The 21,623-nt window shown below is 67.5% G+C and carries 11 protein-coding genes; 7 read left to right on the top strand and 4 right to left on the bottom strand.

Annotated features, from left to right (window positions below):
* Positions 1-249 precede the first annotated feature (249 nt).
* The 5 genes from FIV42_RS04650 to FIV42_RS04620 all read left to right on the top strand — a co-directional run bounded on the left by FIV42_RS04650 (position 250) and on the right by FIV42_RS04620 (position 14,422).
* Complete coding sequence (locus tag FIV42_RS04650; RefSeq protein ID WP_141196546.1) at positions 250-3,579, top strand: AAA family ATPase; 3,330 nt, start codon at positions 250-252, stop codon at positions 3,577-3,579.
* A 223-nt stretch (positions 3,580-3,802) separates the two neighbouring features.
* Positions 3,803-7,228, top strand: coding sequence for an AAA family ATPase (locus FIV42_RS04645; protein ID WP_141196545.1), 3,426 nt, complete (start codon positions 3,803-3,805; stop codon positions 7,226-7,228).
* Positions 7,225-9,567 (top strand): AAA family ATPase, encoded by a 2,343-nt coding sequence (locus FIV42_RS04640; protein WP_141196544.1) that lies wholly within the window; start codon positions 7,225-7,227, stop codon positions 9,565-9,567. Before FIV42_RS04645 ends, FIV42_RS04640 begins: the two co-directional genes overlap by 4 nt.
* Before the next feature lie 205 nt (positions 9,568-9,772).
* Positions 9,773-13,153 carry an Ig-like domain-containing protein gene (locus FIV42_RS04635; protein WP_141196543.1) on the top strand — a complete coding sequence of 1,127 codons (3,381 nt, stop codon included), beginning with the start codon at positions 9,773-9,775 and terminating at the stop codon, positions 13,151-13,153.
* A 1,008-nt stretch (positions 13,154-14,161) separates the two neighbouring features.
* Positions 14,162-14,422: a hypothetical protein gene (locus tag FIV42_RS04620; RefSeq protein ID WP_141196542.1), complete on the top strand. Its 261-nt coding sequence runs from the start codon at positions 14,162-14,164 to the stop codon at positions 14,420-14,422.
* 473 nt (positions 14,423-14,895) lie between these two features.
* Here the strand turns inward: FIV42_RS04620 and FIV42_RS04615 are convergent, their stop codons facing one another.
* The 3 genes from FIV42_RS04615 to FIV42_RS04605 form a co-directional block, all read right to left on the bottom strand.
* A complete protein-coding gene (locus tag FIV42_RS04615) occupies positions 14,896-15,798 on the bottom strand; it encodes a hypothetical protein (RefSeq protein ID WP_141196541.1) in 903 nt (300 codons plus the stop codon).
* Between the two features lie 107 nt (positions 15,799-15,905).
* On the bottom strand, positions 15,906-17,609 hold the full coding sequence (locus FIV42_RS04610; RefSeq protein WP_141196540.1) for a tetratricopeptide repeat protein: 1,704 nt from the start codon (positions 17,607-17,609) through the stop codon (positions 15,906-15,908).
* A gap of 221 nt (positions 17,610-17,830) precedes the next feature.
* The gene (locus FIV42_RS04605) at positions 17,831-18,382 is read right to left on the bottom strand and encodes an RNA 2'-phosphotransferase (RefSeq protein ID WP_141196539.1); all 552 of its coding nucleotides are present in this window, start codon (positions 18,380-18,382) and stop codon (positions 17,831-17,833) included.
* A gap of 417 nt (positions 18,383-18,799) precedes the next feature.
* Between FIV42_RS04605 and exaC the strand changes: the two genes are divergently transcribed.
* Together exaC and FIV42_RS04595 are read left to right on the top strand one after the other, a co-directional pair.
* Positions 18,800-20,323 (top strand): acetaldehyde dehydrogenase ExaC, encoded by a 1,524-nt coding sequence (exaC, locus tag FIV42_RS04600; protein WP_141196538.1) that lies wholly within the window; start codon positions 18,800-18,802, stop codon positions 20,321-20,323.
* Positions 20,324-20,451: 128 nt separating this feature from the next.
* The gene (locus tag FIV42_RS04595; RefSeq protein WP_141196537.1) at positions 20,452-20,841 is read left to right on the top strand and encodes a DUF779 domain-containing protein; all 390 of its coding nucleotides are present in this window, start codon (positions 20,452-20,454) and stop codon (positions 20,839-20,841) included.
* Here the strand turns inward: FIV42_RS04595 and FIV42_RS04590 are convergent.
* A complete protein-coding gene (locus FIV42_RS04590) occupies positions 20,783-21,601 on the bottom strand; it encodes an alpha/beta fold hydrolase (RefSeq protein ID WP_168210408.1) in 819 nt (272 codons plus the stop codon). The genes FIV42_RS04595 and FIV42_RS04590 overlap by 59 nt on opposite strands.
* Positions 21,602-21,623 lie beyond the last annotated feature (22 nt).

The raw sequence follows: 21,623 nt of genomic DNA, 5'->3' as shown, positions 1-21,623 counted from the left end.
CCCTTCGCCTACTCCCCCGAGCAGACGAAGATTGGGCACAGCAGCTCAGATCGCTGCCGCGCTTGCGCAATTCGCCCCGACCGGTGCTATACAGGTGACGGCACGACGACGGACTGCATCCAACTTCTTGCACGAAGCCGACTTGCCGGCCGGTATCTTGTCGTTGAGATTGTCTTGAACCAAAAGTGATCGCATCGCCGTCGCTGTCTAGTCACAGAAGCCAAAAGGCGTCACCCAAAGCCACGATACATGAGAGTCAATCTTCCCATCGGCGTTCGCCGCTACGGCGATGATTTGGTCATCGCGCAGGTGCTCGACGAGTTGCCCCTGAGCGCGGCCGCCCCGAGCCTCGACGAGGCGCGCGACAAGCTGCGCACCGCCGTGCGCCGCGCCCTCGAGCGGGCTCACCCCCGCGCCATCGCCCGCTTGGGCAGGCTTCCGCACCCGACGGTCGAGCGCGCCGAGTTGGACGTCTTCACCCGCCGCGTGGCCAAACAGTGGCAATCGGACGCCGACAGCAGCGATCGCCTCGCGTACACCACCCACGTCCTCACCCGCCGCTTCGGCAAAATGCTCCAGGCGAGCGTGCCGGTCCTGTCGCGCTCGATTTGGACGCGCGCCGAGCAAGCGAGCGAGCCAGGCGTCAAGCAAGGTGCCCAGCCAGACGCCCAACAGGACGCCCACGCGAGCCTCGAGCGCCTCGCCGACTTGCTCCACCTGCACGAGAATCACCTCTCACTGCACCGCGCGGTGCCCGACGAGTTCTTCGTCGACACCCTCGAGGTCGACTTCGAGCCGCTCGACCTGACCCGCATGCCCGCCGACTCGCTGTGGCTCGACGCCTTCTCGGAGGTGCGCGGCGACGACGAGGGGGACGACGAGACGCCCACGCTCTATGACGTCGCGCGCGACTGGACGGTCGACGACGCCGAAGAGCGCGCCGAACTCGGCATCTTGCCCGCGTTTGCCCGCGACGACGTCGTCGACCAACTCGAGGAGCTCGTCTTCTCGAGCCGTCCGGCCGCCGTCGTCCTCGTGGGCCCCTCGCGCGTCGGCAAGACGAGCATCGTCAAGCACCTCGCCTACGCCAGCGCGACAGACCCCGACGCGGTCGACGGGCGCCACCTTTGGTTCGCCGACGCGCCTCGGTTGACCTCGACCGACCCGATGTCGGGCGGCTGGCAAGAGCAGTGCGCCGACCTGGTCGCCGAGCTCGAGCAGTCGGGCGACGCCCTCTATGTGGGCCGGCTCGTCCAGGCGCTCGACGCCGGCAAATACGTCGGCAGCGACTACAACCTCGCCCAATTCCTCAAGCCGCATCTGTCGGACCGACGGCTGCGCATCATCGCCGAGGCGACCGTCGAGGAGTGGAACCGCATCGAGCAGCGCGACATCGGCTTTGCCCGCGCGTTCAACGTCGTACGCGTCTCCGACCCGCCCGAGCCCGAGGCGCGCCAGATCGTCGCCTCGGCGGCCAAGCGCATGAGCGAGGCTGACAATATCACCCTGGGCGACGACGCCATCGACCGCGCCTGGCGCCTCGAGAAGCGCTTCGCCACCGAGGGAAGCCCGGTGGGCCGCGCCATCGACTTTATCGCGCGCACCCTGCGCCGGGCCGCCCAGGCGTTTCGCGCCGAGGTCACCGAACTCGACCTCGTCGAGCGCTTCTGCGACGAGACCGGCCTGCCGCCGGTGATGCTCCTCGACGACCGCACCCTCGACCTGGAGGCGGTCAAATCGCGCCTCGCCTCGCGCGTGATGGGCCAAGACGAAGCCGTCGACCGCGTCGCCCACGTCGTCGGCATCACCAAGGCGGGCCTCGCACCCGCCGACAAGCCGCTCGGCTCGTTCTTCTTCGTCGGGCCCACCGGCGTCGGCAAGACCGAGCTCGCCCGCGCGCTGGCCGAGTTTTTGTTCGGCGACGAGGACCGCCTCATCCGCCTCGACATGAGCGAGTACAGCCACCCCGACGCCTACTCGCGCCTCATCGGCGAGGGGAAAGAAGAGGGCGATCTCACCAGCCCGGTGCGCCGCCAGCCCTTTTCGGTGATCCTGCTCGACGAGGTCGAAAAGGCCCACCGAAGCGTCTACGACTTGCTCCTCCAAGTCCTGGGCGAGGCGCGGCTGACCGACGCCGACGGCCGGACCACCCGCTTCCAAAACGCCATCGTCATCATGACGAGCAACCTGGGCGTCGACACGCTTCGCCCGGCCATCGGTTTTGGCGGAGAGCAGGGCGACGCGGCCTGGGAGCGCCACTTCCGCAAGGAAGCCGAGCGCTACTTCCGCCCCGAATTCCTGGCGCGCATCGACCAGTTCATCCCCTTCCGCTCGCTGTCGCGCGAGGTCATCGAGGCCATCGCGCGCCGCGAGCTCGAGAAGATGTGCGGCCGCGACGGTCTGACCGCGCGCGACATCGAGGTCGAGTTCAGCGACACGGTCGTCGGCTGGGTCGCCACGCGCGGCTGGGACGAGCAATACGGCGCCCGCCCCATCAAGCGCGTCGTCGAGCAACGCGTCGCCTGGCCCCTGGCCCGCCGGCTCGCCGAGTCCGCCGACGACATGGACCCCGATTGCCCGTACCTGGTCACCATCGACGCCGACGCCCCCGACGACACCGCCTCGCTCGGCTTCGACCTCGCGGCCATCGGCGGCGAGGACGCCCGCCAAACCCGCCGCACGCTCTTGGCCCAGGTCGAGCAGATCGCCGGGCTCCGCCGCCGCCTCGAGCGCTGCATGTACGGCGAGATCTTCGCCGAACTCGAGTGGCGGGTGCACGACTTCGACACGTCGAGCCAAACCCAGGGCTTCTGGGAACTCTCCGACGCCCCCGAAGCCGCCCGCGAGGCCGAGCAAGCCCGCGAGCTGACCGCCTCGGTGAGCGACTTGAGCCGCGAGCTCGAAGCCATCGAAGACCTCGTCCGCGAGGCCTATCACACCCGCTCCTTCGAGCTGACCGGCGACATCGACGAGCGCGTCGAAGAAATCGGCCCGCGGCTGAGCGAGGTCTTCCGCGAGCTCTTGCGCTCGGCCTACGACGTCCCCGACCACGTCATCCTCTTCATGCCCGCGACCGACCCCCAGGACCCCTGGCGAAAGCAACTGGTGAGCTGGTACCGCCAACTCGCCCACCAAAAGGGCTGGACCCTGTCGATGCGCCGCGCCGTCCCTCGCCGCGAGCGCCCCCGCGAGGACGACATCGACCCCAACGAGCGCCGCGAGGCCCTGTGGGAACACGCCCGCAAACCCAGCGGCACCGTCCTCGCCCTCGAATTCGAAGGCCCGGCGGTCCGCCCGATCCTGCAGGGCGAAGACGGCCTGCACCGAAAGATCTCCGAGGACGGCAACGCCAAGACCGACGTCTTCGTCCTCGGCGAAATCCTCGACTGGCCCAAACCCTCCGACCTCGAAGGCGAGCGTCCCACCCGCCCCGACGCCCGCACCTGGAACTTCCGCACCGGCGAAGTCAGCATGCGCGGCTACGTCGGCCTCGAGATCGATGAGGACAACCCTTGGGAGGTCTTGTGGCCGAAGATGGAAGACGTGGCGTGGGAGTTGGCGGGGGCGGATTGGTGGTAGGTGGGCTTCGAATTGCTGCGCTTTGCTTTCTGGCGCCCCCCATCCGCCTCGCGCTAAACGGCGCGCTCGGCACCTTCCCCCCGGGGAAGGGCTGCCTTAGCTCCTGTGAACCACGTAGATTTTCGCAGGGGCATCCCTTCCCCCGGGGGAAGGTGCCCGTAGCGAAGCGAAGGGCGGATGGGGGGCGTCGAATGCCCGGGAGATACATAGCTGAGAAATTTACATGAACCTAAACCTCCACATATACGTCGCCCAACCCCAAAAAGGGCACTTCCGCGCCTCGGTCCCCTTCATCGAGCCGCTCGCCCAGCCGGTCGAGGGGACGAGCCCGGCCCAGCTCAAAGAGGAGCTGATGTTTCGGGCGCTCGAGCTCGTCCACGGGCAGATGAACCCCGCCCAGCTCGACTCGCTGGTGCCCCCGGAGACCGCGCAGCTCGTCAACGTGTGGCTCGAGATCGAGCGCAAGGTCGACCCGAACAAGCCGCCGGTGAGCATGAACGCGTGGACGCACGTGATCGCCGGGCGCTTCGAGGAGGGCGGTAACGTGCACGTTTGGGTGCCGTCGGTGCCCGGGGCGTGCTTTGTGATCGCCGGCATGGAGGAGGTCTACGAGGGGGCGCGCTCCTGGGCCGAGCAGTGGGCCGACGACAACAACCTGAGCGACCTCGACGTGCTCGCCTCCGACTACCCGGCGCGCCTCGAGAAGCTCGAGGTCGACCTGGGCTTTCCGGCGGCCGACCCGCACGACGACGACGCCGAGATCCCCGGCGGCCGTCTGCGCCGCCCCGAGTCGCTGGTGCAGGTCGCCACCAACCTGACCCACCGCGCCGAGGACGGAAACCTTCGGCGCGCCTACGGGCGGCAGAAGCTCGTCGACGAGCTCGTCGAGATGATGACGGCCAGCACGCCGGCGCACGTCTGCCTGGTCGGCCCGGCCGGCTCGGGCAAGACCGCCATCATCGAGGAGGCCGCCCGGCAGACCTTCGAGCTGCAGCAGACCTACCAGCAGCGCCGCGACGTGTGGCAGACCAGCGGTGACCGCATCATCGCCGGCATGAGCATCATCGGTCAGTGGGAGCAGCGCGCCGAGGCCATCTGCGAGGAGCTCGCCGATCGCGGCGACGTGCTCGTGGTCGACGACTTTCTGGGGCTAGTGCGCGCGGGCAAGACCTACGAGGGCGACTCCAACGTGGCTCGCTTCATCGAGCCGTACCTCGACGGGGGGCGCTTTAGCCTCATCGCCGAGGCGACCGAGGCGACCTTCGAGGTCGCGCGCATGGAAGCCCCCGGCTTCGTCGAGCGCTTTCGGCGCATTCAGGTCCCCGAACTCGACCACGAAGAGACCCTGTCGGTGGTCACCGAGCTGGTGCGCGCCCTCGAGGCTCAGCAGCGCGTGCGCTTCACCCCCGACGCGGTCGAGGCGATGCTTCGCCTGTCGGGCCGCTACCTTCGCCAGGAGGCCTTCCCCGGCAAGGCCGTGCGCCTAGTGCGCCAATGCTTTACCGCCGCGGTGCGCCAGCTCACCGAGGAGATGGAGGTCGAGGCGCGCATCGATCCCGACCTGGTCGCCAAGGTCGTCCATCGCCAGACCGGCCTCCCGCTGCGACTGCTCGTCCCGGGGCGGGGCAGGGCGCCCGAGGACGTCGAGTCGACCTTCGAGAGCCGCGTCTTCGACCAGCCCGAGGCGACCGACGTCGTCACCTCGCTCATCGTGGCGACCGAGCAGGGCATGACCGACCCGCAGCGCCCGCTGGGAAGCTTCTTGCTCATCGGCCCCAGCGGCGTCGGCAAGACCGAGACCGCCAAGGCGCTCGCCGTCGACCTGTTCGGCGGCCGCGATCGCCTGGTGCGCTTCGACATGAGCGAGTTTAGCGAGCCGGGCGCGGCTACTCGTTTGATTGGCACCGCCCGCGAGCCCGACGGCGAGCTCACCGGACGCGTGCGCATCCAGCCGTTTTGCGTGCTCCTCTTCGACGAGATCGAAAAGGCCCACCCGATGGTCCTCGACCTCTTGTTGCAGCTTCTGGGCGACGGCCGGCTCACCGACGCCGCCGGGCGCACCGTCGACTTCTGCAACACCGTCGTCTTGATGACCTCGAACCTGGGCGCCGGCTCCGAAGAGCGCTGGATGGGCTTTACCGAGAAGAACGAGCGCGACCGCCAACTGCACTACCGGCGCGCCGCCGAGGAGTTCTTCCGCCCCGAGCTCTTCAACCGCATCGACCGCGTGGTCCCGTACCGCCCGCTGTCGAGCGAGACCCTGCGACGCATCGCCCGGCGCACGCTCCGCGAGCTCTTGGAGCGCCGCGGACTTCGCCAGGGCCAGATCATGGTCGACGTCGACCGCCGCCTCGTCGAGCACCTCGTCAGCGGCGTGGTCGACCGGCGCTACGGCGCGCGCACCCTGGCGCACCGCATCGAGCAGAAGCTCATTACGCCGCTGGCCCGCAAGCTCGCCGACCACGACCCCGACCGCGGGCTGACCCGCGCGGTGCTCGCCCCCTCGGAGGACGAGGGCATGGAGCTTCGTCTGCGCACTCTCGTCCGGGCGACCCGCGCCAAGACACGCCCCCCGGGCGTTCGCCTCTTCGTCGACGGGGTCGACGGCGACTCCCTCGAGGGGAGCGCCGAGAGGCTTCGCACCCGCCTCGAGTTCCTCGCCGACGAGCTCGAGCGCTGCGAGGCGAGCGCGGCCAGACACCGCATCGACGAGACGTACGAAGCCTCCCTCGAAGAGCTCAACACCCGCGCGTCGTCCGGCTCGACCATCTCGAACGAGCTCGCCGAGCGCGTGCGCCAACGCGAGATCTTTCGCGGCCAACTGCGCGAGCTTCGCAAGAGCCTCGAGTCCCTGCTCGACCCCGAGCAGACCGGCGAATTCGAGTTGCCCGACATCGAGCACTTTGACAAATCGAAGCTGCACCGCTGGAGCGAGAGGGCCGACGAGATCTTCGGGCAGCTCACCTGGGTCAAATGCCAGATCCACGCGCTCTCGGAGCGCGACGCCGACGCCGCCACCCTCGTCGTCGAGGGGCTGTCGGGCCAATACCCCAAGCTGCTCGCCCACTGGCGCCGCTGGCTCGAAGACTTCGCCGAAGCCTTCGACGTCAACCTCGCCCAGGCCGGCTGGTCGAGCGAGGGCTGGCGCGAGCTGGAGCGTGGCGACGACCTGACGGGCATGTCCTCGGTGGCCGTCTCCGCCGAGCACCCCGGCATCTCGGCGGCCTTCGAGGCGCTGGCCGGCTATTTGTGGGCCCCGCAACCCCCGTCGCACGGCCATCACGCGTTGGTCCTGCTCACCGCCCGCGCCGACGGAAGCTCCGACGCCCGCGCGCTCATCGACGAGCTCGACGCTCGCGACATCGGCGCGACCGACACCGGTTCCGATGGGACTAATTCCGATGAGACCGGTACCGACAGCACCGAACAAGCCGGCGAGCTTCGCATCGAATACGTCCTGCGCGACGGCAAGCTCACTCAACCCCGGCTGGGTCAGCCGCTCACGGTGCCCGACACCCGCGGCAACGCCGCCCCATTCGCCGCCAAGCTCATCTTCGGCAGGCTCGCCCTCGAGCCCGACAAACTCGACATCGGCCCGGCCCGAGAGCCTGCGCCTAACAAAGGCGCGACGACCACGGAGGTCCCATGAGCGCAAAATCCCTCAAGCTCGACGTGCTCGTCGACGAGCGCCCCCAGGGTGTGCTCGCCTATCTCTTTGGTGAGGAGTCGGTCGCCGCCGCCGGCGACACGGTCGAGGAGGTCCTCGCCCGCATGGAGCTGCTCGCCAAGAAGATCGCCCCGGTGCAGCCGTGGAAATTCGACGACTCGGGTATGGCAGGCAGCAAGGGTTCGGCCGAGGGCGCCGCGCCCACGGTGCGCACCCTGCGCCTCGAGATCCCGGTCGTCGACGAGCTGCGCATCTTCTCGGTCGACGTCTGCCTGATCGCCGCCACGCGCAAGCGCGGCCAGCGCACCCAGGTCTTCTTGCCCGAGATCCCCCTCGAGTTCGAGGTGGGCGACGCCGCTCAGCTCGAATTCGCCGCCCGCGAGCACCTGTGCGACCAGTTCACCATTGCCCAGCGCCTCGACGCGCTGCACGCCTTTATCGACCTGGGCGATAGCGATCTGGGCGATAAGAGCGGCGTCGAGACCCGTAAGATCGACGTGCACCGCATCGAGGTGCAGGTCGACGCGCCCAAAATGGGCACGGCCGACGCCCAGGAGCCCGACTCGCCGACCCTCGAAGCCGTCGGCGAGCCCCTGCACCGCCGCCTCGACAAAAAGGACGCCCCGCGCGCCTTCGAGCGCGGCGCCGAGGTCCAGACCCTGCTCAACTACCTGGCCGACGAATGGGAGCGAAGCGTGCTCCTGGTCGGCCCGTCGGGCGTCGGCAAGACCGCCATTGTCTACGATGCGGTCGGCCGCATGCTCGCCGGCAAATGCCCCGACGCCCTCAAGGAGTCGAACGTCTGGCAGATCAGCGGCGGCCGCCTCATGGCGGGCATGCGCTTTTTGGGCCAATGGCAAGAGCGGGTCATCGAGGTCATCCGCGAGGTCCAGCGCTCGGGCGGCATCCTCTTCGCCGACAATCTGGTCGAGCTCTTGGAGGCCTCCGGCAACGAGAAATACGCCGAGGGGAGCCCCGGCCTCCTTCTCCCGCATATCGTCTCCGGCGAGCTGGTCTTGATCACCGAGGCGCGCCCCGAGCAGCTGGCCTACGTCGAGCAGCGCCAGCCGAGTTTCTTGCGCGCGCTTCGCCGCCTGCCGGTCGAGCCGATGTCGACCGCCGAGACCGACGCGGTCTTGGAGCGCGTGAGCTTTCGCCTCGGCCGCCAGCACGGCGTGCGCCTGGGCGAAGAGACCCGCCAGCGCATCATCGAGCTGACCGGCCGCTTCCCCAACGCCGGCGCCTACCCGGGCCCCGCGGTCGACCTGGCCGAGCGCATGGCCCGCACCCACCGCAGCAAGGGCGTCCAGAAGGAGGGCGAAGACCGCCCCTCGCTCGCCGCCGACCACGCCATCGAGGCCTTCGCCTCGCAGACAGGCCTGCCGCGCGAGCTCCTCGACTCGAACGCCGACTTCGACCTCGACAAGATCGAGGCCTTCTTCCGAAACGCGGTCTTCGACCAACCCGAGGCGACGAGCGCCATGGTCGACCTCGTCTCGGTCATCCGCGCGGGCTTGAACCCGCCCGACCGCCCCTTCGGCAGCTACCTGTTCTTGGGGCCCACCGGCGTCGGCAAGACCCAGACCGCGCTCACACTCGCGCGCTACCTCTTCGGCAGCGAAGACCGGCTGCTGCGCTTCGACATGAGCGAGTACCAGGACCCGTACTCCGCCGCGCGCCTCGTCGGCCGCTACAAAGGCGAGCAGGGCGAATTGGTGCGCCGCGTGCGCGAGCAACCCTTCCAGGTCATCCTGCTCGACGAACTCGAAAAGGCCCACGCCAGCGTCTTCGACCTCTTGTTGCAGGTCATGGGCGAGGGCCGCTTGACCGACGCCCTGGGCCAGACGGTCCCGATGACCGGCTCGGTCATCATCATGACCTCCAACCTGGGCAGCGACGGCCCCGAATCCCTGGGCTTCGACGCCGCCATGTCGCGCGCCGAGGCCGAGCGCCAACACTTCATGAGCGCCGTCGAGGCCTTCTTCCGCCCCGAATTCGTCGGCCGCGTCGACCGCATCATCCCGTTCCGCTCGCTGGGCCACCCCACCGCCCGCAAGCTCGTCGAGCGCGCCCTCGAAGAAGCCTTCTCCCGCGAAGGCCTCGCCCGGCGCAACATCCAGGTCAACGCCACCGAAGCGGTCATCGACTACCTCATCCGCACCGGCTTCGACGAACGCTACGGCGCCCGCCCCCTGCGCCAAGCCGTCGAAAATCACATCACTGCCAAGCTCGCCGACTACCTGTCGAGCGCCGGCAACCTCAAAGGCCAACGCCTCGTCTTCGAAATGGTCGACGGCGTGCCCGAGCTGCGCAGAGAATAGCCACGTGAATTACCAGCAGGGCGAGCGCCTCGCGAAGACGCTGCGAATCGTTCGCCCTTCCATAGTAGTTCCACGTCAATGGCGGGCGTCTCAGTCCTGCAAGGCCGTCGATTGGCAGCCTCGATTGCTTTCTTCTCCGCCCGCCCGCTGCTACTCTGCCCGACGTCGATTCATCTCCGCAGCTCATTGGCGAATTGGGGGCGAAATGCGCTTCTCCAGACGATCCTTTCTCATCCTTTGGTGCGCAGTTGTCTGCGCGAGCGTCTTTTCGAGCGGCTGTCACGAAGCCCCCGAGCCAGCCTCGGGCGACCTATCGCCTGCGAGCGCCTCGCGCTCCGTAGCCCTGACGCCGCAATTCGAAGTCGGCAACCCCACATTCGTCTCGTCGCCCGACACCGAGTTCGCCCCCGACCTCGCCTTCGACGGCACGAACTACTGGGTGCTCGCCGAGCGCCATACCTACGACCCTCGGGGCGTGATCACCCGCGTCGACCCTCAGGGCAACCTGCTCGAGACCGAGCCGCTGACCCTCGCAGACGGGATGTTCCATCGCGAGATCGCCTGCGGCACGAGCACATGCATGGTCGTCTCGGTTCGCTACGGGAATCCGACGGCGCTCGTCTTCACGCGATTCGCCTTCGACGGGAGCCTCCTGGGCACAAGCGAGCACGAGCTGCCCACCCATGCCATCGTCGGCAAGTGGCGCCGCCCGATCGATCTTGCCTTCGACGGGTCCCGTTATCTGGTCGTCTGGGACCAGGAGCTCGACTCCGCCATCCAGAATATCCCCAATCCGCCCGTCCAGGGAATCCACGCGCTGCGTGTGTCGGAGACCGGTGCGGTCGTCGATGCCGCCGCCATTGCCGTGGGGCCGGACGCGCAGGAGAGCGGGCGCCCGGAGGTGATCGCGGGGACGACAAACTCGTTGGTGGCCTGGAGTGGCGACCAATTGGGGGAGATCTCGGCCGCCCGTTTGTCTCACCAAGGCGTGGTGCTCGACGACGTTCCCCTTAGCATCGTCACCGACGGGGCGTTTGTCGGCCTGGCCTATGGCGACTCGCGCTTTGCCGTCGCGACCGCGCAGTATCGAAGCTTCGAGACGGACTGCGTGGGCGTCAGCATGATCGACGAGACCTCGGGCGGCGCGAGCTCGACCCAGGTGCCGACGACCTGTGTGTTCGAGACGAGCTCGATCGACGCCAATGCGCTGGACGCTGCGATCTCGCACGATGGGTCGCACTTCGTCGTCGCCATGCTCGAGCTCACTCGGTCGCGCACGCGGACCGTGGTTACACGTCTTGCCCCCGACGGCTCGGTGACGGGCGAGGTCGAGATCGGCAACGGGGAGTACCGACGTCTGAACGTGCCGACCGGCCCGGGCGGCTATCGCTCGATCGGGGCGAAGGTCGAGCTCGTGTCTTCGCAGGGGCAGTCCCTGCTCACGTGGCGAAACGACGACGACATCTTGGCCGCACGCCTGCCCCAGACGGGGGCGACTCCCGATGCAGGCGGCTTCCCCGTCTTTGTGAACGAGGCCGATCGTATACGGCCGCGCGCAGCCGCCGGCCGAGGGCAGCATATGCTGGTGTGGACTCAACTCGCCGGAGACTACCCGGAGACCTTCGACGTCTACGGCACGCGGGTCTTTGGAGACGGCACTCTCCTCGACACCGACCCGATCCCCATCGCCACGGGCGTCAGTCGCCAGATCAATCCGCACGTCGCCTACGGCGGTGGAACGTACCTGGTTGTCTGGGAAGACGCCGACAGCAACACCGTCTATTCGCGCCGCGTCGACGCCGACACGGGCGACCTCTTGGATAGCGGCCCGCTCGCCGTCGCCAGCTCAGGCCCGTCGAAGTCCGAGCCTGCGCTGGCCTATGGCGGCGGCGAATTCCTGATCGCGTGGAGCGACGGCCGAGACGACGAGGACGGCTGCGGCGTCTTCGCCACGCGCGTCTCTTCCGATGGCCAGGCCCGTGCGGTGGGCGAGTTGGAGTTCACCAACCTCTACGCCTGCCCGAGGCGAGTCGCCGCGACCTTCGGCGCACACCATTTCCTGCTCGCCTGGAGCGCTGCGGCGCCGGCTCCGGGGCCCGACTACGAGGTGCGCGCAGCGCGCATCTCCCCGGCGGGCGCCTTGCTCGACCCGTCGGGCTTCGACGTCAGCGGAGAGGACATCTTTTTGTCCCAACTGAGCGCCACCTTCGATGGCGAGCACTTTTTGGTCGTCTGGACGCCGTACTCGGACGACACCGCCTTCGGGGCGCGCATTGCACGCGACGCCTCCCTCGTCGACCCTGCCGGCGTCCCGTTATTCGACGCGAGCGAGCAGCCGGCAAGTGAGCCGCACCTCGCCTTCAACGGCGCGAGTCATCTGGCGACTTGGATCTCCCACGAGCACCGAGACGAGGAGCGCATGCGCGCCCGCCTCATCGCCCTGGACCTGTCGACGAGCGCCCTGGACGTGCTCACCGTGCGCGAGCGCACCGGTCCGACCGACTCCCCCGCCGTGGCCGCCGCCGGGCCGGCCCGATTTCTGCTGGTCGACGACGAGCTTCCGAGCATCGACGGCAGGTTGAGGATCGTGGGCCGCTACGTCGACGCGCCCGCGCCGCTGACCGCGCTGCACCAGTCGGTCACCACCCCCGAAGACACGCCCCTCGACATCTTCCTCGGCGGCTACGATTCCACCGGAGCCGCGCTCACCTTCTCGATCGACTCGCCGCCGGAGCACGGCACACTCGCGGGCACGCCGCCCAACCTCACCTACACCCCGGCCCCCGACTACGTCGGCCCCGACAGCCTCGAGTTCCGCGTGACCAACCCCGCCGGCGAGGCCGACACGGCCCACGTCTGGATCACCGTGCGCGAGCGTCCCGAGCCGCCCCCGCCCCCAGAAGACGCCGACCCGCGCCTGGTCCCGCCGACCCCCGAACCGGGCACGCAATTTACCCTGTGGGAGGGCGACGAGCTGAGCTTCGACATCGAGGCGGTCGACCCCGACGGCCACGAGCTGACCTACGAGGTCCGCCCGCTCCCCGCCGCCCACGTCGACCCGCAGACGGCCACGTTCACCTGGACGCCCACCTGGCGCGACCTCGGCCGACACACCCTCGAGATCCGCGCGACGAGCGCCGACGGCGACTACGACGCCCGCGAGGTGTCCGTACAAGTCCTGGGCGCGCACTCCGACGACGACGGCATCTCCGACTCGCGCGAGACCGAGCACGGCCTCGACCCCACCACCGAAGACAGCGACGGCGACGGCCTCGACGACGCCGCCGAGTGGGGCCCCAACGACGACACCCCCGTCGACACCGACGGAGACGGCCTCGCCGACGCGATCGACCCCGACTCGGACAACGACGGCGTCGCCGACGGCCAAGACGCGTGCCGCCTGCAATCGGGCGCCGGCGTCGACGGCTGCCCCACACCCGACCGCGTAGACTGGGGCGCCCACGACCGAGCCTCACCCGCCGGCTGCGGCTGCCAATCGACCGCGCCCGCGGTCCCCGGCAGCGGAGCCGTGCTCCTCGTCGTGCTCGTGGGCGTGCGATCGCTGCGGCGGGAACGGTCGCGGTGACCGGTCACGGCTCACCAGCCCGCCCAATCTCCGTGCAGCTACTTCGTTGATGCGCCGCATTGACGGTTGGGGCGCGGTCGTCCCCGGCCGCCGGGGTCCGTCTCGGGCCCCGCACGTGTTCGAGCAAGGCCTGCGCCTTGCCGAAGACACGCAAGCTGGGGCGGGGACGCCCCAGGGCGGCCGAGGACGCCGCGCGCCCCGACCCGGTAGTGCGCCTCCGCCACTTCTGTTGGATGGTGAGCCGGTCACGGTGTCCGGCACCGGCCACGGCGACCGGCACCCGGCGACCAGCGACCAGCGACCGGCGACCGGCGACCGGCACCCGGCGACCGGCGACCGGCACCCGGCGGCCGGAGACCGTGACCGGCTCCGTGGCCGTGGCCGTGACCCCGCCCGCCTCGCGCGCGCGACTTGCGAGTATGAACAGAGTTGCAAATATGATCCCTCCCCCTGGGTCCCACGGACCCACCCCCATTGACCAACCAAGACGTACCCCGGCGCTGCCTCCGCCCGCCTCGCTCCGACGCCCGCGTGGGGCGGCTCGGCAGGAGGTATGGGCCAGGCCGAAGTTTCATCTCGTCAACGGGTGCGCATCCGTGAGGGCCGATCTCGAAGGCGGCGCTGGGTGAGACGACGCGTTTGGGGCCCTCAATACGGTTATCGCGGGATTTGCGAATTTGTTGCGGACTATTTTGTAGATCGGGCTTTGGTGGGTGCTGGGGGCGGGATCGCTCTGTTGGGCACTATTACGGTCACGGTGTCCGGCTACGGCGACCGGCGACCGGCGACCGGCGACCGGCGACCGGCGACCGGCGACCGGCGACCGGCGACCGGCACCCGTGACCGTGAACGTGAACGTGACCGGCCCCGCACGTGTCCGAGCAGGGCGTGCGCCCTGCCGAAGACACGCAAGCTGGGGCGGAGACGCCCCAGGGCGGGCGAGGACGCCGCGCGCCCCGACCCGATTGTGCGCTTTCGCCTTCTGTGTCGGATGGTGAGACGGCTACGGTGACGGCTACGGCTACGGTTACGGACAAAGAGTCGGGCGAGTACGCCGAGGCGATGACTCGCCTGATCGCCGCGCGCGACCGGGCGCGCCGTGATTATCTGGCCGCACGCGACATCCTGGCCGGGGCCCTGCGTCTGGAGGACTCCGACGATCTTACCCAGATGATGCCGCCGCTCAGCGCCATCTACCAGCCGTCGCGCGACCCCGAGGCGGACGCCGATCCAGAGCCAGGCACCGATCCTGAGCCCGTCGAGGCCTAACTCCGAGGCGTTTGCTCGCACTGGGCATGCAAAACCCCGACTCGCCGCGTCGAGTCGGGGTTTTTTGTCTCCAGAAGCGCGTCTCGACACGTCAAAATGGTGTTTCTACTCCGTTAGAACACCGACTCGACACGCCAAAATGGTGTTTCTGCTCCGTTAGAACACCGACTGGGCGTGTCGGCCCGGGGTTCTTCAACGCGAGTACGCCAACTAGCGGCGTTGGCCCGAGGTTCTTCAAAGCCAGAACGTCATCTAGCCGTGTCGAGTCGGGCTTTTATGTCTCCAGAACGCTAACTCGATGTGCCTCGCCGGGGTTCTGCAAGCTCAGTAGGCCAACATGACGTGTCGACCCGGAGTTCTTCATCACAAGACTCCCCACCCGACACATGATCCACGTGAAACGACCCAACCCCCAAGTTTCACGTGGATCACCCCAAGACCCGGCCGCAGGCCCCTAAACCCCCAAACTCCCTTCAAGGCATCCCCGCCCCAAACGTAAAGCCCAGCGACACCGTCGCGAAATGCAGCCAATTCGAGTTGTACCCGTCGCCCAAATCGTCGTCGTCCTTGCTCGTCCCCTCGCCGCCGCCGGCCAAGTAGCGCAGGTTGAAGAAGGCGTCGATGTGCTCGGTGACCGGGCGGCCCACGCGCAGGCTGGCGTCGAGGATGGCGCCCTCGACGTCAGAGTCGCCGCCGTTGAGGTACTTGACCGGCGCGTAGAAGCCGGTCACGTCGGCGCCCCACCAGAATTTGCCCGCCAGCGGCAGTTGCGCGCGAAGCTTGAGCAGGGGGACCGGGCCGACGTCGCGGTTGCTGCGGAAGAGCTCGCCGTCGGCGGACTTGAAGTCGATAGTGGCGTTTCGAAGCTGCAGGGCCGCGCCGATGGCGAACTCGCGGTCGGCGCCGTCCAGAAAGTCGTAGACGTAGCCGAGCCGAAAGAACGGGAACCCGTAGCGCAGCTCCATGGGCGTGCCCTCGGGGAAGGTGAGCTTGTCGACGCTGACGTCGCGCCGCAAGATCACGTCGGTCTCGAGGTTCAGCGGCTGATACAGGAAGATGAATTTGTGGGTGTCGCGAAAATCGAACTCCGCCGACAGCCGCACGAACTGGAACAGGTTGTCCTGGCCGCCCTCGTCGACGTAGTCGAACTCGGTGCCGTCGCGGCTGAACTGCACGGTGTGCGACAGCGGGTCGAGAAAGCCGAGCTCCCCGGAGATCTCGATGCGCGAGGCGGGCGGCTCGTCGGCCTCGGGCTTGCTGGCATCAGATGGGCCCTCGGCCGTCTGGGCGAAGGCCGAGGCCGGGGCGAGCAGCGTGACCATGAGACAGACGAGAAGGGCGGCGTTAGCAACGCGAGCGAACAGAGACGTCATCATTTGGCATCCAATGGGAAACAGTCGGATTGACGGATACAGTCAACTCTTTGATGCAGTATCTCTCGAATTAGTAACGCCGCCTTTCGCGGGATCAACTTGTTGGCCGGTTAGTCGGCGCTCGACGACGCGCCGCCGCCCACGGCGGTGAACTCGCGCGCCTCTTTCAACTCGGGCCGATCGCCGTCTGACTTGGCCGTCAGGTCGAGCAGTTGGTTGTAGTAGTCGCGCGCCACGTCCCCTTGGCCCGCCGCGCGCGCCGATACGGCCGCTCCGTAGACCGCGCGGAACCGGTTGGGCCGCTTGTCGAGCGCCTCCACGTAGACCTCCAGGGCCTCCTCGGCCTGGCCGTTCTCGCGCAGGGTCTCTCCCAACACCTCGCTCGCCTGGATCACCCGCCCGGGCGTGACGGGGTGCTTGCCGAGCGCCTCTTGCGAGGTGGCGGCGTCGCGCAGGCCCGCGAGCGCCTCGGCGGTATTGCCCTCGGCGTCGGCGAGCAGCGCGCGGACCACGTTCTGGTAGATCTGGAGCTGGCCGTTCCAGTACGGCTCGTTCATCTCGGCGCTGGCCTGTTGGAGCTCGGCCATCTTGTCGAGCTCGACCCGCGCCTGGTCTAGTTCGTCTAGCTCGATGAGGCCCACCGCACGCGCCGCGTGTTTGATCCCCTCGATATAGGGCCACTTTTCCCACTCGATCGTCTCGGGGTGCAGTGGCTCGAGATTAGCCGCTGCCTGCCAGTCGCGCCGCTCGAGCGCTAGACGCGCTGGAATGGCGATGCTGGCGTAGGCCGAGGCGGTGTGTGGCTGGGGGTTCTGCGCCTCCTTGGCCCGTTGGGCGACCTTCTCGGCTTCCGTGTCGCGCGCCTCCTGCAGGTACGCATAGGTGAGGTAGTCTTGGGCGTGATACAGGTCCAGATAGTCCATGCCGGCGACCGGATTGCGGCGCGCGGCCTCCTCGGATCGTTGGTTCCACTCGATCGACTCGTCCCACATGCCCAGACGGGTGAAGGTGTGACTGGGCATATGCAGCGCGTGTGGCACCGCGGGAGCGAGTTCGGAGTAGTCGCGAGACACCTCCACGGCCTCGCTCGCCAACTGTGGGTTGTCGTAGGCGTGGATCAGGTAGTGGTGGCCGCCCGGGTGGTTGGGCTCCTGATCGAGCACGTCTTCGAGGATCGCGCCGGCCTGGCGCTGGGTGTCGACGTCCTCGGCGGTGGGCGGGATCGTCGACAGCATCGCCAGGGCATAGAACGAGGCCGCCTCGACGTCCTGCGGGTCCTGCTCGTAGGCCTGCTTCCAGGCCTCCTCGAACGCCTTGGCGCGCTCTTCGTGGCTGCGGTTTTCGTAGTCGTCGTAGAACGCGGCGACCGCGTCGATATAGGCCTTCTCGCGTGGAGTCTCACCGCCGAGGTCGGCGGCCTTTTGGGCGGCGCGCGCGCCGGCTTCGAGGTCTTCGGGGTAGGGCTTGGCCCACAGCGGCGTGTAGTAGGTCATCGCCAGGCCCCACTGGGCCATGGCGCAGTCCTCGTCGGCCGCGGCGGCTTTCTGAAACGACTCGCGCGCCTTCGTGTACCACATGTGGTGGAGTTGGGCGGTGCCGATCTCGATGCGCGACCGGGCGTTGAGGGTGCACGAGGCGTCGATCTCGACACGTCCCAGGTCGGCCGCCACGCTCGCCGGCGGGCGGTCTTGTTGGCGTTGTTCGGTCGTCTGTTCGGTGGGTTCGGTCGGCTGCGGGCTCGTGCAGGCGACCAGACCGGTCAGCATGGCTGTGATAATGCCGACGGCGGCCAAGGGCAGGGTATGGGGCTGCATTTCGTCCTCCCGGTTCGGGGTCGTGTTCGGTAGGACGTGCCCGGCGCCAGTTCTGTCGGGTTGTCGGGGGTCACATCGTCGCGTCAGATCGCGCCGCCACCGGGCACGTTCACGCTAACGTGTCGAATCTCGGGGCCGATCGGTTGATGGCAAAGGCAGAAGGCAGGTGGAAAAGGACAGGCGGAGAAGGACGGGCGGATAAGGGCAGGCGGCGATCGCGCTCAAATGGACGAGTCGACGCGCAGGTACTCCGGGGGGACCGACTCGACCAGCCACACGTCGTTGGGCGTGCAGAAGAACTCGTGGCCGTCGTCCCACATCTCTCTGGCCTCGATGACCAAGATGACCGGCTTGCCGCGCCGGTTGCCGACCTGCATGGCCGTCTTTATGTCGTGGGACAGGTGCACGTGGTGGCGCTCCTTGGGCTCGAGCCCCTCTGCGACGATGGCGTCGAGAAATTTGGGGACGGTGCCGTGGTACAACAGCTCGGGCGGCTCGGTCGGATCGTAGCCCAGATCTACGTCGACGGTGTGGCCCTGGCGCGCGCGGATGAGGTGGCCGGTGTCGTCGAACTCGAAGCGCTGCTTGTCGTTCTCGCGCACCACCTGCTCGAGCACCTCGCGGCTCCACGACCCGTCGCGCTCGGCGAGTCCTTCGAGCAGCGCGGGCACGCTCACCCAGCCGCTGCGCGACATCTCGAGGCCGAGCTCGTCGGGGCGGTGGCGCAGGATATAGGACAGGAATTTCGAATACTTCTTGAGGTTGCGTTTCATCGTCGTTGCTACGTTCGGAGGACTGCATCGTCGGCCGAGTTCCCGGCCGCCTCGTTCTTCTCTGAATCTGACCCCGGTGCTGTAGCTGTGTACTGTGAATAGGTCAAATCGGGGCGAGCAGCCGCGCGAGCCGCGATCGTCGATGGTTTGTGCTTGTCGGATTTTGAGACGTGTTTAACGTCTGCTCGTCGCACCTTGATGTGCTGATTTATCGTGTTGCCGCAATTTGCTGTTTGCGCGCCCGTGTAGCGTTTGTTCACGCTGCGACGAGGTGGCCGTAGTTTGATGGGCCGGCAATCCCCTTCGCCGGCTGTTTGTGCAAGTAGTGGCGTTTTCTCCTCCATGCATGCGTGTACGAGACGCTCGCTTCAAGGCGACCGTTCGTCCGATCAACTCTATCTTGCTGGAGGAATCACCATGACCAAGTACGCCTTTCCGAACACCGACGGCTCCATCGTCAACTTCAAGTCCCGCTACGAGAACTTCATCGGCGGCGAGTGGGTCCCGCCGCGCGAGGGCAACTACTTTGAGAACGTCACGCCGGTGACCGGCAAGACCTTCTGCGAGGTGCCGCGCTCGACGGCCAAGGACATCGAGATGGCCCTCGACGCCGCCCACAGCGCCAAAGACGCCTGGGGCAAGAAGAGCCCGACCGAGCGCGCCCAGATCCTGAACAAGATCGCCGACCGCCTCGAGGACAACCTCGAGATGCTCGCCGTCGCCGAGACCTGGGAGAACGGCAAGGCGGTGCGCGAGACGCTCAACGCCGACCTGCCCCTGGCCGTCGACCACTTCCGCTACTTCGCCGGGGTGATCCGCGCCCAAGAGGGCTCGATGGCCGAGCTCGACGAGCACACGGTCGCCTACCACGTCAAAGAGCCGCTGGGCGTCGTCGGCCAGATCATCCCGTGGAACTTCCCGCTGCTGATGGCCACCTGGAAGCTCGCCCCGGCCCTGGCCGCCGGTAACTGCGTGGTGCTCAAGCCCGCCGAGCAGACCCCGTCGACGATCTTGATGATGATGGAGCTCGTCGCCGACCTGCTCCCCCCGGGCGTGGTCAACGTGGTCAACGGCTTCGGCGCCGAGGCCGGCAAGCCGCTCGCCTCGAGCGACCGCGTCGCCAAGGTCGCCTTCACCGGCGAGACGACCACCGGCCGGCTCATCATGCAGTACGCCTCCGAGAATATCGTGCCGGTGACCCTCGAACTCGGCGGCAAGTCGCCCAACGTCTTCTTCGCCGACGTCATGGACCAGAAGGACTCCTTCTTCGAGAAGTGTCTCGAAGGCTTCGCCATGTTCGCGCTCAACCAGGGCGAGGTGTGCACCTGCCCGTCGCGCGCGCTGGTGCAAAAGTCGATCTACGGCGAGTTCATGGAGCGCGCCGTCGCCCGCGTCGACAGCGTCAAGGTGGGCAACCCCCTCGACACCGACACGATGATGGGCGCCCAGGCCTCGCGCGACCAGTTCGAGAAGATCATGTCCTACATGGAGATCGGCCGCGACGAGGGCGCCAAGGTGCTCACCGGCGGCGGCCGCGCCGAGATGTCGGGCGAGCTCGAGGGCGGCTTCTACGTGCGCCCGACGGTCTTCGAGGGCTCCAACGAGATGCGCGTCTTCCAGGAGGAGATCTTCGGCCCGGCGCTGTCGGTCGCCTCGTTCGACGACTACGACGACGCCATCCGCATCGCCAACGACACCCTCTACGGGCTGGGCGCCGGCGTGTGGACGCGCAACCAGAACGTCGCCTACCGCGCCGGCCGCGCCATCCAAGCCGGCCGCGTGTGGACGAACTGCTACCACCTGTACCCCGCCCACGCAGCCTTCGGCGGCTACAAGCAGTCGGGCATCGGACGTGAGAACCACAAGATGATGCTCGATCACTACCAGCAGACCAAAAACCTCTTGGTCAGCTATGACGAGAACCCCATGGGCTTCTTTTAAAGGTTGATGTCCGGGCGTGGCTCCCGCCGCGAACAACTCGCACGGTCCGCCACGCCCGGACACCCAACCAAGCCCCCAAGACTTCAAGACTTGAAGACCAGGCCCCACGCCATCGCTGGAGAAATCGTATGAGTGACGACTTGTCACGTGTCGACGTAACCGACGAAGCACGCCAGTTGATCCGCCAACTCAAGGAGCAACACGGTGAGCTACTCTTCCACCAGTCCGGCGGCTGCTGCGACGGCAGCGCGCCAATGTGCTATCCGCACGACGACTTCAAGATCGGCCAGCGTGATGTCTACTTGGGCGAGGTGGAGGGGTGTCCGTTTTATATTGGCGGGCAGCAATTTGAGAAGTGGAAGCACACGCACCTGACACTCGACGTGGTGCCAGGGCGGGGGGCAGGCTTCTCGCTCGAGGCCCCCGAGGGCAAGCGCTTCCTGATTCGCTCGCGTGTGTTCAGCGATGAAGAGCTGCAGCAACTTGGCGAGCCGCATCGCGGGCCGATTCGCCCGTAGCGTCGAGCAGGGCCTCGACGACGACTTCCGGGGCTTCCTGGTTGATCAGGTGGCCGACGCCCTCGACCTGGACCTCGGTGAAGTTGGGCAGGGTGGCGCGCCACATCTTCACCGACTCGAGCACCACCTTCCAGGTGTGAGTGCCCCACAACAACGTGGTGGGCGTGTTGACGGTCATGTATTGGTCGACGGTGCCCATTTCGTCGTAGAACTCCAAATACCGGTAGGCGGCGCCCAGATCGATGCGCCCGAATGATTCCATGACGTCGAACGCGTTGGCCACGCCGGTCGCCTCGAGCACCTTTTGAATCGCCTTGCGGCCGCGTTGGCTCGAGAAGACTCCTTCGAACAGGAGCGTCCCCACGCCGGGGGCGAGCAGCACACCGAGAAACCAGGGGAAGTAGGCCATCGAGTCGACCATGACGAGCTTGTCGACCTTGTCGGGGCGCTGACGAGCGATTTCCAGGCCGTGATAGGCCCCGCTGCACGCGCCCAAGAGGGTGGCCGTCTCGCCGTCGCCCACGATATCGTCGAAGGACTGCGTCAGGATGCTCGCTACTTCGGGGTAGTTGAACACCGAGGGGCGCGGGCTGCGGCCGCAGCCGGGCAGGTCGACGCCCCAAAAGGAGACGTGCTCGGGCAACTTCTCGATGACGTACTTGAAACTCTTGCGGTGGTCGGCGCCCCAGCCGTGGTAGCTGATCACTTTGGTGGGGCCGCTTCCGTAGCGGACGATATTGAGGTCGTCGAGAGCTGTCATGCGATGCCTTTGGGCGAGTGAA

The organism is Persicimonas caeni, from assembly GCF_006517175.1.
Classification (GTDB): domain Bacteria; phylum Myxococcota_A; class Bradymonadia; order Bradymonadales; family Bradymonadaceae; genus Persicimonas; species Persicimonas caeni.
This window is presented reverse-complemented; position numbering and strand designations above follow the sequence as displayed.

Bases quoted from the DNA above. Each gene is read 5' to 3' on its own strand.
- FIV42_RS04635 (WP_141196543.1), top strand. From the start codon at position 9,773: ATGCGCTTCTCCAGACGATCCTTTCTCATCCTTTGGTGCGCAGTTGTC.
- FIV42_RS04610 (WP_141196540.1), bottom strand. From the start codon at position 17,609: ATGCAGCCCCATACCCTGCCCTTGGCCGCCGTCGGCATTATCACAGCC.
- FIV42_RS04590 (WP_168210408.1), bottom strand. From the start codon at position 21,601: ATGACAGCTCTCGACGACCTCAATATCGTCCGCTACGGAAGCGGCCCC.
- exaC (WP_141196538.1), top strand. From the start codon at position 18,800: ATGACCAAGTACGCCTTTCCGAACACCGACGGCTCCATCGTCAACTTC.
- FIV42_RS04645 (WP_141196545.1), top strand. From the start codon at position 3,803: ATGAACCTAAACCTCCACATATACGTCGCCCAACCCCAAAAAGGGCAC.
- FIV42_RS04650 (WP_141196546.1), top strand. From the start codon at position 250: ATGAGAGTCAATCTTCCCATCGGCGTTCGCCGCTACGGCGATGATTTG.
- FIV42_RS04605 (WP_141196539.1), bottom strand. From the start codon at position 18,382: ATGAAACGCAACCTCAAGAAGTATTCGAAATTCCTGTCCTATATCCTG.
- FIV42_RS04595 (WP_141196537.1), top strand. From the start codon at position 20,452: ATGAGTGACGACTTGTCACGTGTCGACGTAACCGACGAAGCACGCCAG.
- FIV42_RS04615 (WP_141196541.1), bottom strand. From the start codon at position 15,798: ATGATGACGTCTCTGTTCGCTCGCGTTGCTAACGCCGCCCTTCTCGTC.
- FIV42_RS04640 (WP_141196544.1), top strand. From the start codon at position 7,225: ATGAGCGCAAAATCCCTCAAGCTCGACGTGCTCGTCGACGAGCGCCCC.